Raw genomic sequence first — 13,458 nt, forward strand, 5'->3', positions numbered from 1 at the left:
TGCCATGCCAAGACCCCCTCCTAAAATTTAAAATCTTCTTTGAAACTTATTTCTAATAATTACCGCTATGGAATTCATAATGAATAGAACTAGTAATAATATAACGATCGTCGCTGCAGCTAGGTTAGCATACTCATCAACAAGTGCAGCATCAATGGTCCAATAATAAATTTGCATTGGTAAAACTGTAAACTTATCTAACACACCTTCTGGTAGTGGAATTAATAAAGCAGGAATCCCTATTACAACTAATGGTGCTGTCTCACCTATTGCCCGGGAAAGAGCTAAGATTACTCCTGTTAAAATTCCTGGTAAAGCTGCAGGTAAAACTACGTTTTTAATGGTTTGCCACTTTGTTGCTCCCATACCATATGACGCTTCTCTTAAAAACTGAGGTACTGCTCTGATTGCTTCCTGACTAGCAACTACTACAACTGGTAGGACTAGTAATGACATCGTCATTCCACCCGCCAAAATAATTGCACCTAATTCAAATGTTCGAACAAAAACCGTTAAACCAAGGATCCCGAAAACAATCGAAGGAACACCTGCAAGGTTTGAAATATTCGTCTGGATAAAGGCTTGTAAACGACCTTTTTTTGCATATTCTTCTAGATATATGGCAGTTCCAACACCAAGTAACATTGTAATTGGGGCAACAACAGCCATAAGCCACAATGTTCCCAATATGGCTCCCATAATCCCAGCTCTTTCTGGATCAGTTGAAAGCTTATTAGTCAAAAAACCTAAATCAATCCAGCCCATTCCTTGTGAAATTACACGATAGAATAATACAACTAAAACAATTAGACCAAAAATGGTAGAGAGAAAGAACAGTGTTTTTGCCAAATTGTTTGTCATAAGTCTGGAATTCATCTTCTTTTGAACTTGTTCAGGATTTACATATTTCATTTTAATATTCCTCCCTAAACCTACGAGAGATATACTGAGCTATTAAATTCATAATAAGTGTAAAGACAAACAAAGTCATTGCAACAGCATATAAGCTATAGTAAAGCGTAGAGCCTGCTGGTGCATCCCCACCTGTAACCTCAACAATATAAGCTGTCATGGTTTGCATAGATTGAGTGATATCGAATGTGAAGTTTTTGGAGCTTCCACTTGCAATTGTTACGATCATTGTTTCTCCAATTGCTCGTGAAATACCGAGTACAAAGGAAGCAACTATACCTGACATGGCAGCTGGTATTACAACTCTCCATGTAACCTCTAATTTTGTAGCACCTAATCCTAATGCCCCTTCTCTCATCGCATTAGGTACAGAACTCATTGCATCCTCAGATAATGATGCAACCATAGGGATAATCATAATTCCCATTACGATTCCAGGACTTAAAATATTAGTTGGCTCAAGCCCAGGTATAATCGCTCGTAAAAGAGGAGTTACAAATGTGAAGGCGAAAAATCCGTAAACAATCGTTGGAATTCCCGCTAATATCTCTAATAAAGGCTTTAATGCCTTTCTTACACGGTTTGAAGCATATTCACTAAGATAAATAGCCGTCATTAATCCAACTGGAATGGCTACAAACATAGCAATTGTTGAAGAAATGATGGTTCCTGTTAGTAAAGGTAATACACCAAATTGTGCATTCTCACCTAATGGCTTTAATACCGTCCCTGTGAAAAATTCAATAAAAGGAACTTCACTAAAGAATGCAATTGTTTCAAACAATAATGTGAATACAATGCCAATTGTGGTAAGGATCGATATAATGGCGATAGTAAGTAATAATTTCGGCATGATTTTTTCTGTAATCGTCGATACATTTACCTTTTGTTTGTTTTCTTGAATCATCTGTCTTACACTGGTTTTATCTTTATCTTCAACCAAGGATTTTTCCATTTTTAAAAGCCCCTTTCATCCTTACATATTTATAAGGAGAAAATAATCGATCATAAAAAAACAGGCAGAAGATGAGTGGCTTTATATGCCCTCACCTTCTTAAATATATTTACTTTTGTTTAAGTGCTTCAAGTTCCGCAACTGTTGCGTCTACTTCTTCTTGAGTTAATGGAGCAAATCCAGTTTCTTCTGCAACTGTAGGTGCATTGTTCATTGTGTAGATCGCATAGTCTAACACCTGAGCTTTTTCCTTTGCATTTCCTACATTTAGATACGTATATACCGGGCGTGTAAAGTTTGCATAAGCTCCGTCTTCCTTAATTGTTTCAAGAGAAGGCGCTACTGCACCATTTCCAAAGTCAACACTTACAGCTGTTAGCTCATCTAGATTGTTTTCATAATATCCATAACCGAAGAATGCAATTGCATTTTTATCTTTAGAAACAAGATCAACTAGCGTACCATAATCTTGTTGAAGGTTTGTGTTTGGATCTAAGTCTTGTTTATCTAAAATATTCTCAAAGAAGAACTCATACGTTCCGTGGTTTTCGTTTGGACCATACTTTTTAATTTCCTCTGCTGGGAAATCAGGTCGTACATCAGACCAATTCTGCTTTCCACCACTTGCTAAGAAAATATCAATAATTTCTTGTTCTGTAAGCTCTTTCGCCCACTCGTTTTCTTTATTAATAACAAATGTTAATCCATCTAAAGCAATCTTTAACTCTTTCACTTCAAGTCCAAGTTCTTCAGCAGTAGCTAATTCCTCTTCCTTAATCTGACGAGAAGCATTATTAAAATCTGTTCCGTTCTCAGCCACTAGGAATTTCTTGAAACCAGCACTTGTCCCAGCACGACTTACTTCTACTGATACGTCTTGTTCACCCATGTAGTTTTCAGCCATCAATGCCATGAATGGATATACAGTTCCAGATCCATCAACTACGACACTGCCACCTAATTCGTCACCGCCACCAGCTTCATCTCCGCCACCACATGCAGCTGCGAATACAACTAATGTTGTCATAACTAGTAGTAAAAGTAAGCTTTTGAAGCTTTTCATTACGTAATTCCCCCTAAAGAGTGTTTGATTGTTTTGTCCTACGAGTATTAGAATAAAGCTTTTGTGTTAATCTTGTATAAACCAATTGTAAAGGTTTTGTAAATTTGTGTTGAATTGTGTATATTGCTATATTTCTTACCTATTCTTAGTATGTCTTTTTAGTATCATTTCATTAAAAAAAATTGACACCTTATAAAGATGTCAATTTTATACCGTAGATCCACCTTCACCGTCATTAATCTTCCTTTGTGAGACAGTGGAAGAGTAGGTTGATTTATCTCTGTTCGCAGGATTGATATTCACATGTCGGATAAATAGGTAGATGACTGCATGTCCAGCTCCTAAAATGCACAATAGAATCGGAATACTTTTTTCTTCATCGAAAAACTTAACACTGAATAAAAAAGTTAAGATGGAAACAAATCGACCTGCATTTAAAAACAATTCTCTTACCACAATGTATTCAATCCTCATCTTTGCCACATTCCAACTCTGACCTATTACATCATACGTTAAGGACATATATGGGACTAATAAAAGTGGATAAGCAATGGCAATAACAACTGCGTAGGTGATTAGGCGCGCATAAGAGAGTTCAAAAACAATGAGGAAGATCGCAGCATAAAGGATTAGTCCACCTGCTAAGATTGACTTTTTTCGATGCTTTGCCTTTATTGTTCGTGTGATTATATAGTATCCAATAAAAGAAACAACAGAATTGACAAGCCCAAATTTACCTAGTGCAAGCTCACTATTGGTTGTAATGAACACGAACACTGAAATCATAAAGACAAAGGTACCTTCTCTTAACCCTTGAAAAAAGTTAGCACTTGTAATCATTCGCCAATTGTTATTGTTGGCTCTTTCCTTAATAATTCGAATAAAATCAAAGCTACCATGAGCTGGTCTTCTCTTAAGAAAAAAGCTTAATACCACCGCTCCAGAAAAAAGAATAAGGGAAATCGTAAAGATAACAGAGTAACCAGTAAATTTTGTCATATTAGAAATAATGGTTCCAGCGAGAATCGGACCAATCATACCTGCAAACGAACTAAGTAAGCCTAAAAAGCCATTAAAAAAGTCTCTTGTTTCTGGCTCTGTAATCTCAAAAGTTAAGACATTAAAGGCTAACCAATAAAAACCGTAACCAATTCCTAGTAGTCCTCCTAACAACACCAAATACTCGGATGCTTGGTCTCCAATAAATAATACTGTTAAAAAGAATATCGCGAGAGAGGACACGCCTAACCTGAGAACGATTACACGATCAATTTTCTTTGCCCATCTCCCAGCCAATATAAATGTGATTGGTTGAAGTGTGACAATTGATAAATTGTAAATGCCTATATCTAAAAACTGACCCGATTGTTTCCACAGATAAACATTTACGAAAGTATTGGACAAGGCAATACTTAGTGCATATAACCCCCCAATCATTAGTAGCAGGGTTAGGTCTCTCGTTACTTCTACATCACCTATGATCTTTTTTAGTTTCATATCCTTTCTCCCCTTTGTATGTTTACTATTTTCTCTCAGGAGGTAGTCAGATATGTAAAAAGCTAACTAGCTAATAATTCCAAGTTGCTTTTCTCAACCCTTTCTTTGGGTAATAACAATTTAGGACGAAAAAAACGACTCACCTAGGTGAGCCGTTTTACGTTGTTATTCTTATTTTGCTTGTGCAAATCTGCTAGAAACTTCATCCCAGTTAACTACATTCCAGAAGGAAGAAATATAGTCAGGACGACGGTTTTGGTAATTTAAGTAATAAGCATGCTCCCACACATCAAGTCCAAGAACTGGAGTCTTACCTTCCATTAATGGAGAATCTTGGTTTGGAGTACTTGTAACTTCAAGCTCACCATTGTTTACTACTAGCCAAGCCCAACCAGAACCGAAGCGAGTAGTTGCTGCTGCAGCGAATGCTTCCTTGAACTTGTCAAAGCTTCCAAACTTAGCAGTGATTGCATCTGCTAGTTCACCAGTAGGTTCACCACCACCATTTGGAGAAAGAATCGTCCAGAATAAGCTATGGTTTGCATGTCCACCACCGTTGTTACGAACAGCAGTACGAACATTTTCAGGAACCGCGTCTAAGTTTGAAACAAGCTCTTCAACGCTTTTGCTTAAAAGCTCTTCATTTCCTTCTAATGCATTGTTTACGTTAGTAACGTAAGTGTTGTGATGTTTTGTGTGATGGATATTCATTGTTTCTTTGTCAATATGAGGCTCAAGAGCATCATATGCATAAGGTAATTCAGGTAATTGATATTTTGCCATGATAAATTCCTCCTAAAAATATGTATTGAACATTTAATGTTAATGTTCAGCTTGGTTTAAGATTACCAAAATACACCGTTTTTTTCAATTAATAAGACTTACTTATTGTATTATCTCCATAATCCCAAAAATATAATGACTACTTTTACTTTATAGCAAACTTACTTTGTTGCTTTAAACAAAAGGTGTTAAGTTCGTTGTTGTTTTTTATTCCAGGAGACTCAATTCTGCTAAATATGCCTTAAAAAATAACGATAAAGAAATAAACGAGCATGATGATTTGAATCACTAGTTTTGCAATGGTACTACTTAAGAATCCAATTACTGAACCAACCCCTACTTTAACTGCTAGCTTAAAACCCTTCTTCTCAACAATAAGTTCTGCCAAAATGGCTCCAAGAAAGGGGCCAATTAAAATCCCTGCTACAGGAATAACAAAAGGTCCTATTAACAATCCTATCGTACTCCCCCAACCCGCTGCCTTTGAACCTCCAAATTTCTTTACGCCTATTAAATTCCCGGCATAGTCTGCAATAAACAATAATACAATCAATAGCCCTTGAATCACCCAGAACCATATCCCTAATTCTTCAAACGAAAAGAATAGTCCATATAGAATAAATCCCAAACCAATTAGTAACATACTTGGGATAATCGGATATACCAACCCAATAAAAGAACCTATAAAAAGTAGTATAATGATTGCCCAGTAAAAAATCTCCATAAGACCAACTCCTTATTCTTCTTGTTTCTCTTCACCTGCTCCGTTAAAATGAATGGTGTAGTTTTAAAGGAGGAACATGAATGAGCTTATTACAACAATGGATTAAAAGTTTATATTCGCCTAAAGATATCGCAAAATTACGCTTTCAAACAATAGGCAAAACAATATTATATGTATTTCTACTAACGCTGCTTTCCATTATCCCTGCCTCCATCTATAACAGTATGGATATAGTTAAAGGCGTTAATGACTTTAATCATATAACTGACACTACTCTACCTGACTTTTCCATCGAAAATCAAAAGCTAGTATCAGAAGTGAATGAACCAACCTTATATAACGTTAATGGAACTTATGTTTTATTTGATCCTACTGGTGAATGGAAAGCCGATGAATTAGAAAAATACAATAATAGTATTGGTTTTCTTTCAAATGAGCTTGTTTACCATTCAAATAACTTCACACAGTCATTTCCATATGACATGCTCGGTGACCTTGATCTAACAAAGGAGACCATGTCCGATTATATAGACACCTTTTCAGAGATTTTACCTATTCTGCTTGCCTTAATTATTTTAGCAACCTATATATTTGCAGCAGGTATTAAATTTATAGAGATTTCAATATTTGCCTTGTTCGGACTTACGCTGTCTAACCTTCTAAAAAAGACTATACCTTATCGTAGACTTTGGGTCTTAAGTGCCTACTGTATTACGCTAGCAGTTACTTTTTTGGCGCTGATGAATTTATTGAAAATAGAGGTTATCTCTTCTTACTTTGTGTATTGGTTTGTTACATTGATGATGCTATACCTTTCGTTACGAGAGATTCCTTCCAAGAAATAAAATTATGCCCTTCACCCTAGGTGAGGGCATTTTTTATATTAAGGGCTTTAATTAAGATTCTATTGAATACAAACACAATTTTATTTATAATTAACCTAAATCAATTATTTTTGATTTAGGAGTGAAGGACTTGAGACCTATTATTGTAGATGATCAATCTAAGGAATCTTTATTTTTAAGATTTGAGAAACAATTTAAAGCATTAGCTGACCAAAAAAGACTTCAGATTATGAACATATTAACTGAGAAAGGATCTGTTTGTGTTTGTGATATGACAGAATACATTGATATGCCCCAGTCAAAGCTGTCCTATCATTTAAAGATTCTTCTAGATGCTAATATTATTCATAAGAAAACCGAAGGAACATGGAGCTACTATAGCTTAAATCAAGAAGAAGTAAGCATGTTACTTTCTGAAGAACTTTGTTGTTTATTTAGACCAGCCGCTCAACCTAATCAGCATGGTCTAGTAAAAGATGAAGAGGAAAATTGTTGTTAAGAGGAGTTGAGCTAAAGCTCAACTCTTTTTATAACCATTCTTGTTCCTTCAACTTTAATGACCTCAATCTCAACCTCACTTTCAATCCATTCTCCCTCAGAAACAGCACTATAATGATTGTTTTCTATTTCGATTGTACCCACTGGACGGAAAGGGGTAACCGTCTTCCCTTTTGCACCAAGTAGACTTACATGAGTAGAATTTACTGAATTATAACCAGCTTCTGATGTAAGCCGGTCCTTAAGGGTAATTTTCGACCACATCTCTCTACTAGGAAGAATCTTCAATAATAATGGGGAAAGAAAAGCCCCTATAATAAGTCCAAAGCCCGATAACACTCCATATAAGAGAGTAGGTGCAGGTATAACAACAGAGACTGTCATTAGGATCATACCAATAATTGCTAACGTTCCATCATTCACAAATTTACCGTCTATAAAAACCAACAAAAGTCCAGCAATATACAGTGCAAGAATTAAAATGAAGTTGTCACCTGTATTATGAACTGTAAAATAACTAGCGATTAATGCCAAACCTAAGATTGCGAATATACCTCTAGCTTTTACTAACATCTCTCCGACAATAAAAAATGTCCCCAATAATAAAATGAAAAAGCCGACAGATGGGATGAGTAAGAAATCCATCCTTTCACACTCCTTTAGAAATTTACTACTATAACATTCATCTTATATGTTATTACGTTTAAAAAATAGAAAAGGTTTCCAAAATAGATGATAAAGTAAGAATATTTTTATAGGACAAGCCATATTGTGATATAAACATGTGAAAAGTAGGTGTGTTTATATATGAAAAAGCTTCTTGTGTTATTTCTTATTGTTTTAGTTACCTATAGTATATATTATGATTTAAGCAAAGGAACCTTACCAAACGTAAATGTTAGTGCAGCTGTTTCTTCAAAAGAAAATGTCAAAAACACTTCTACTCAGGAGAATAAGGAATATATAAAGATAAAGGTTAAAGCAGGTGATACCGTGTTATCACTTGTAGAACAGCAACTAAATGGAGCATTACCCGTTGAAATCTCAGAGGTTGTTCAAGACTTTAAAAAATTAAATAAAGGGCTCGCCCCAGAAAAAATTCAAATTGGAAAAGAGTATAAAGTACCTCTTTATAACCAATGAGATTGGTCAAACTACTTGTATTTCGTTTAACTACATTGTTACAATAGATTTGGCTTATATTTCTTTAAGCTTAAAAATGGTTATACATATGTAACCTAAAGGAGCGATAAAAACATGGGTGAAATTGTACATCGTTCAAAAACACGCCCTGTTAAGGTTGGTAATTTAACGATCGGTGGGAATAACGAAATCGTTATTCAAAGTATGACAACAACCAAAACTCATGATGTTGAAGCAACGGTTGCAGAGATTAAACGTTTAGAAGAGGCCGGTTGTCAGGTTGTTCGTGTGGCGTGCCCTGACGAACGTGCCGCAAATGCAATATCAGAAATAAAGAAACGAATCTCTATTCCACTAGTTGTTGACATCCATTTTGATTATAAACTTGCCTTAAAAGCCATTGAAGGTGGCGCTGATAAAATTAGAATTAACCCAGGTAATATTGGTCGCCGTGAAAAAGTAGAAGCAGTTGTAAATGCTGCCAAAGCTAAGGGGATTCCTATTCGAATTGGGGTTAATGCAGGATCACTTGAGAAAAGAATCATTGAGAAATACGGTTATCCTACTGCAGATGGAATGGTAGAAAGTGCACTTCATCATATTAAAATCTTAGAAGATCTTGATTTTTACGATATCATCGTATCTATGAAGGCATCTGATGTAAACCTTGCAATTGAGGCTTATGATAAAGCAGCTCGTGCATTTGACTATCCCCTACATTTAGGAATTACTGAATCAGGTACTCTTTTTGCTGGAACTGTAAAAAGTGCTGCTGGATTAGGTGCTATTATAAATAAGGGAATTGGTAATACCGTACGGATTTCCTTAAGTGCTGACCCTGTTGAGGAGGTTAAGGTTGCCAGAGAACTACTGAAATCCTTTGGATTAGCAGCAAATGCAGCTACTTTAATCTCTTGTCCAACATGTGGTCGAATTGAAATAGATTTAATTAGTATTGCAAATGAAGTCGAAGAGTATATCTCGACCATTAAAGCACCCATTAAAGTAGCTGTATTAGGTTGTGCTGTGAATGGTCCAGGTGAAGCTAGAGAAGCCGATATTGGAATTGCTGGTGCTCGAGGAGAAGGCTTATTATTCCGTCACGGTGAAATTGTTCGTAAAGTACCGGAAGCAACAATGGTTGAAGAGTTAAAGAAAGAAATTGATAAAATAGCTGCAGAAAAGCTACAACAAAAAGCTTGACACGAATATCGTGTCAAGCTTTTTTACTTTTCTTCTTCTAAAAGAACGGTAATATAAACATACCAACGATAATTGAAACCGCTCCTATACCAATTGCCCATGCTCCTAATGTAGTTGCGCCACGTCTTCTTGCAATGAAACCGATAATGATCCCAGCTGCTCCCAATATAATCGGCATTACAAATAGAGAAAGAATTGATAATGCAAGTGCTAGTCCAGCAATTCCTCGACCGCCTGTTACATCATCTACGTTCGTTTCACTAACATTCAGGCCTTCATTAAAGTCCCTCTCAGTAGTGTCAGGACGTACTGTTTCCTTTTCACGACGATTAAAGTCAATTACATTTGGTGCTACCTCAGCAGCGTACTCTTCACGAGAGTATGGATCCGCTGATTGTGCATTAGAATTGAGTTCATCCATTGTAGCATCATCAATATTTTCATCGATTTTCACATCTTTAGTCTTGTTTGTATCGTTTGCCATTTTTGAATCCCTCGCTTTCCTTGGTTAAGGAGCATTTATTAGTATGGTGGATTTTATGTTTTTTATAGGTGTAAATATTTACATACATGATGTGTAGTAAACTTTAAAAAACTTATGGTAAACTTAAACAAAAGGCGCAAGCGCCCCGTTTAGCTCCGACAAGCAAATGTTCCTGGAAGAAAAAAAGGATGCTCTTCCCTTTTATTCTTCCAGGGTTATCCCGGTCTAACTGGCGCTAACTAAAGGAATATAAAAAATTAGTTTGAATTAAAGCGCCAGTAAGACCCCGATTGGTTCAACTACCATCAGAAAATCTCTGATGGAAGTTTCACTGTATCTGACCTAGGAAAAAGTGTACTTCCTTTTTCCCTTCGAGGTGGGATGAAATTGCAAAGATCATCGCAATTTCATCTTGGCTGGGCGCTGGAGCTAGATTACTCCAAACCATTGAAACAAAGCATTCCAAAAATTTTTACTTTCCTATAACTTAACAAAAGATTAACTAAGGAGTTAAATGATATGCAAAAGAGAAAATTGGGAATAGATATTGATGGGACAATTACCTGCCCCACTTCCTTTATTCCTTACATTAACAAATCCTTTAATTTGAAACTTTCCTTAAAGGATCTAACCGTTTATGATTTATCTTCCATTATTGGCATTTCCAGCAGTGAATTCAACACGTGGATGAAAGCAAATGAGCCAGACATTTACTCAAACGCAAAAATGATTGACGAGCATGTGATGTCAGTATTAAATACCTGGTCAACTGCGCATCAACTCATCTATATAAGTGCTCGAAACAATCAATATTTTGATGTTACCCAAACATGGTTTACCCAAAGAGAAGTTCCCTTTCACCACATTGAATTGATTGGAAAACACGATAAACTGGACGCGGTAAAGCGGCATGGGATTGAAGTATTTTTTGAAGATAAGCATGATAATGCCTGTGAAATTAGTGAAGAATGCAATATTCCTGTCATTTTATTTAATACCCCTTACAATCAAGACCCTGTTCCAAAAAATGTTTATAGAATGAATAGTTGGCAAGAGGCTCAAATTTGGGTGGATCGTTACTTTCACGATATGAAATAAAAAACACACGAGTTGGACCCGCTCCCCATCTTCATCGGGAAGCATACTCCAGTTCGTGTGTTTTTATATACATGTAGGGCATTTACCATATACTTCAAATTTATGACCTGTGATATCATAGCCAGATAAATCACTCGGAATCATATCCATAGGACATGATTTAATTTCTTTTGTTTCACCACATTCCATACATATAAAGTGGTGATGATGCTCTTTCGTAGTACATGTGAAACGGAAGTGCTTTTCTCCTTCTAGCTCTGTTGCCTCTAAAATTCCCATCTCTGCAAATAATGATAAATTACGATAAATCGTATCAAAGCTTAGCCCAGGAAAATCATCCTTCATACTCTCTAAAATATCCTTAGCAGTTAAATATTTGTTAACCGCAGCAAAAACACGTAACATTTCTTCTCTTTTATCAGTATGCTTGTATCCTTTTTTCTTCATTAATTCAATTGCTTCTTGAACGTTCATGTTTGCTTAATCACCTTCCATTTCTGTAAAGTAATTGTTACGAGTAGGATTATGACAGATAAAATAACAATGGTCCCACCAGGTGCTAAATTGAGAAAATATGATAAGAATAGTCCCCCAACAACAGCCAGCTCCCCTAACAGAATGGATAAAATAATCGTTTGCTTAAAACTTGTAGCAATTCTCATACTCGCAGCTACTGGTAGTGTCATTAGAGAGGACACGAGTAGAATCCCTACCACTCTCATGGAAGCGGCAATTACGAGAGCAACCATAATAATAAAAATAAAATTAATAAGCTTTGTCTTTACACCAGAAGCAACAGCATGTTCCTCATCAAAGGAGAGTGAAAATAACTCCTTATAAATAAGACTAATAACAATCAACACAAAGACAGTAATGCCAATGATCGTCCACATATCTGAACGACTAACTGCATTTACACTGCCAAACAAATAGTTAAATAAATCTGTATTAAAGCCATCTGCTAATGAAATTAACAATACCCCTAACCCAATCCCACCAGACAAGATAATTGGAATTGCTAATTCTTGATAAAATTTATAAACCTTCCGTAGTTGCTCAATAAATAAGGAACCCATAACAGAAAAGGTCATCCCCATATAAAGAGGATTTAATGTATACGCGCCCCATTTCTTCTCAAGTAACAGGCTCGCAGCAATACCCGCCAATGTTATATGACTCAAAGCATCAGCAATTAATGCTAACCTTCTCACCACTATAAACACCCCAAGCAAAGGAGCTATAACACCAATTAAGATACCAGATATAAAGGCATTTTGGATAAATTCATATTGAAAAATAGCGGTTAACATTTGTCACAACCTCCATGATCATGAGTCAGCACATGAACATGATGACCATAAAATTCTGACAAGACTTCTTTTTGTTTTGAGAATTCACTTGTCTCTCCATGAAAATGAAGGTGGCGATTTAAACAGGCAACATGACTTACTTTATCTGTAATCGTTCCGACATCATGAGTAACTAAAAGTAAGGTGATATTTTTCTCCTTATTTAAACTCCCTAACATTTGATAGAAGTTTGTAACAGTTTGTGCATCTACGCCTACAGTCGGCTCATCTAGGATCAGTAGCTCTGGTTCACTAACTAATGCTCTTGCAATAAATACTCTTTGCTGTTGCCCCCCAGAAAGCTGGCCAATGTTTTTCTTAATATGTTCACCCATTCCAACTGCTTGAATAGCCTCTTCAATTTTCTCTCGATCTTGCCTATTTAAACGTTTAAAAAGTCCTTTTTGAGAAACGAGACCAGTAGAAACTACCTCAAAAACAGTTGCTGGAAAACCAGTATTAAAGCTATTAGCTTTTTGTGAAACATACCCGATCTTATGCCAATCATGAAATTTCCCCACTGGCTTTTCAAAAAGCTTAATTTTTCCCTCAGCTGGGTGTAGTAAACCTAATATACATTTAAGTAACGTTGATTTTCCAGAGCCATTAGGACCTACTAGTCCTATAAATGCCCCTTTAGGAATTTTCATGGATATATCGTCTAAAACCATCTGCTTATTATAGTAAAAAGATAAATTTTCTATATCTACAATCATTTGTTCTGTCATTTTCTCACCAACTTTAAGAATCATTCCGATTTAGTATACATGAGCTTCTTTTGAAAAACAAGATATTCAATGACTATAATTACACATCATGCTTCTGTTTTAAGTCATTTTAGTTAATTGTACATTCACATAAATAGAAGTGTATTCGTATACTATCAGGTAGCAAAAGGAGGGAC

Annotated in this window: 16 protein-coding genes; 5 read left to right on the top strand and 11 right to left on the bottom strand. The window is 35.9% G+C overall.

Going from position 1 to position 13,458, the window contains the following annotated elements; all coding sequences use genetic code 11:
* Positions 1-27 precede the first annotated feature (27 nt).
* From pstA to G4D63_RS07770, 6 genes are all read right to left on the bottom strand, one after another.
* Positions 28-912, bottom strand: coding sequence for a phosphate ABC transporter permease PstA (gene pstA, locus G4D63_RS07745; protein ID WP_163179060.1), 885 nt, complete (start codon positions 910-912; stop codon positions 28-30).
* A 1-nt stretch (position 913) separates the two neighbouring features.
* Entirely contained in the window at positions 914-1,867 is a 954-nt protein-coding gene (gene pstC, locus G4D63_RS07750; RefSeq protein ID WP_163179061.1) for a phosphate ABC transporter permease subunit PstC, read from the bottom strand.
* Positions 1,868-1,976: 109 nt separating this feature from the next.
* Positions 1,977-2,930: a PstS family phosphate ABC transporter substrate-binding protein gene (locus G4D63_RS07755; protein ID WP_163179062.1), complete on the bottom strand. Its 954-nt coding sequence runs from the start codon at positions 2,928-2,930 to the stop codon at positions 1,977-1,979.
* Positions 2,931-3,137: 207 nt separating this feature from the next.
* On the bottom strand, positions 3,138-4,427 hold the full coding sequence (locus tag G4D63_RS07760) for an MFS transporter (RefSeq protein WP_163179063.1): 1,290 nt from the start codon (positions 4,425-4,427) through the stop codon (positions 3,138-3,140).
* A 171-nt stretch (positions 4,428-4,598) separates the two neighbouring features.
* Positions 4,599-5,210 carry a superoxide dismutase SodA gene (gene sodA / locus G4D63_RS07765; RefSeq protein WP_163179064.1) on the bottom strand — a complete coding sequence of 204 codons (612 nt, stop codon included), beginning with the start codon at positions 5,208-5,210 and terminating at the stop codon, positions 4,599-4,601.
* 241 nt (positions 5,211-5,451) lie between these two features.
* A complete protein-coding gene (locus tag G4D63_RS07770; protein ID WP_163179065.1) occupies positions 5,452-5,934 on the bottom strand; it encodes a DUF456 domain-containing protein in 483 nt (160 codons plus the stop codon).
* Between the two features lie 80 nt (positions 5,935-6,014).
* On the opposite strand from G4D63_RS07770, the gene G4D63_RS07775 reads away from it, so the two are divergent.
* Both G4D63_RS07775 and G4D63_RS07780 read left to right on the top strand, forming a co-directional pair.
* On the top strand, positions 6,015-6,779 hold the full coding sequence (locus tag G4D63_RS07775) for a DUF1189 domain-containing protein (protein WP_163179066.1): 765 nt from the start codon (positions 6,015-6,017) through the stop codon (positions 6,777-6,779).
* Positions 6,780-6,909: 130 nt separating this feature from the next.
* The gene (locus G4D63_RS07780; RefSeq protein WP_163179067.1) at positions 6,910-7,278 is read left to right on the top strand and encodes an ArsR/SmtB family transcription factor; all 369 of its coding nucleotides are present in this window, start codon (positions 6,910-6,912) and stop codon (positions 7,276-7,278) included.
* 11 nt (positions 7,279-7,289) lie between these two features.
* Here the strand turns inward: G4D63_RS07780 and G4D63_RS07785 are convergent, their stop codons facing one another.
* Entirely contained in the window at positions 7,290-7,922 is a 633-nt protein-coding gene (locus G4D63_RS07785; RefSeq protein WP_163179068.1) for an NfeD family protein, read from the bottom strand.
* Between the two features lie 162 nt (positions 7,923-8,084).
* Here G4D63_RS07785 and G4D63_RS07790 point away from each other — a divergent pair, with 162 nt between their 5' ends.
* Together G4D63_RS07790 and ispG are read left to right on the top strand one after the other, a co-directional pair.
* Positions 8,085-8,420 (top strand): hypothetical protein, encoded by a 336-nt coding sequence (locus G4D63_RS07790; protein WP_163179069.1) that lies wholly within the window; start codon positions 8,085-8,087, stop codon positions 8,418-8,420.
* Between the two features lie 114 nt (positions 8,421-8,534).
* Positions 8,535-9,623, top strand: a complete 1,089-nt coding sequence (ispG, locus tag G4D63_RS07795) for a flavodoxin-dependent (E)-4-hydroxy-3-methylbut-2-enyl-diphosphate synthase (RefSeq protein WP_163179070.1) — start codon at positions 8,535-8,537, stop codon at positions 9,621-9,623.
* A gap of 37 nt (positions 9,624-9,660) precedes the next feature.
* On the opposite strand, the gene G4D63_RS07800 is transcribed toward ispG, so the two are convergent.
* Positions 9,661-10,107: a DUF456 domain-containing protein gene (locus tag G4D63_RS07800; RefSeq protein ID WP_163179071.1), complete on the bottom strand. Its 447-nt coding sequence runs from the start codon at positions 10,105-10,107 to the stop codon at positions 9,661-9,663.
* Between the two features lie 519 nt (positions 10,108-10,626).
* On the opposite strand from G4D63_RS07800, the gene G4D63_RS07805 reads away from it, so the two are divergent.
* Positions 10,627-11,205, top strand: a complete 579-nt coding sequence (locus tag G4D63_RS07805; RefSeq protein WP_163179072.1) for a 5' nucleotidase, NT5C type — start codon at positions 10,627-10,629, stop codon at positions 11,203-11,205.
* A 63-nt stretch (positions 11,206-11,268) separates the two neighbouring features.
* Here G4D63_RS07805 and G4D63_RS07810 read toward each other — a convergent pair whose 3' ends face one another.
* The 3 genes from G4D63_RS07810 to G4D63_RS07820 are packed head-to-tail and all read right to left on the bottom strand — an operon-like array spanning position 11,269 to position 13,282.
* Entirely contained in the window at positions 11,269-11,679 is a 411-nt protein-coding gene (locus G4D63_RS07810; protein ID WP_163179073.1) for a Fur family transcriptional regulator, read from the bottom strand.
* Complete coding sequence (locus tag G4D63_RS07815; RefSeq protein ID WP_163179074.1) at positions 11,676-12,515, bottom strand: metal ABC transporter permease; 840 nt, start codon at positions 12,513-12,515, stop codon at positions 11,676-11,678. Before G4D63_RS07815 ends, G4D63_RS07810 begins: the two co-directional genes overlap by 4 nt.
* Positions 12,509-13,282, bottom strand: coding sequence for a metal ABC transporter ATP-binding protein (locus G4D63_RS07820; RefSeq protein ID WP_163179075.1), 774 nt, complete (start codon positions 13,280-13,282; stop codon positions 12,509-12,511). Before G4D63_RS07820 ends, G4D63_RS07815 begins: the two co-directional genes overlap by 7 nt.
* Positions 13,283-13,458: the final 176 nt, after the last annotated feature.

Source organism: Bacillus mesophilus, assembly GCF_011008845.1.
GTDB lineage: Bacteria > Bacillota > Bacilli > Bacillales > SA4 > Bacillus_BS > Bacillus_BS mesophilus.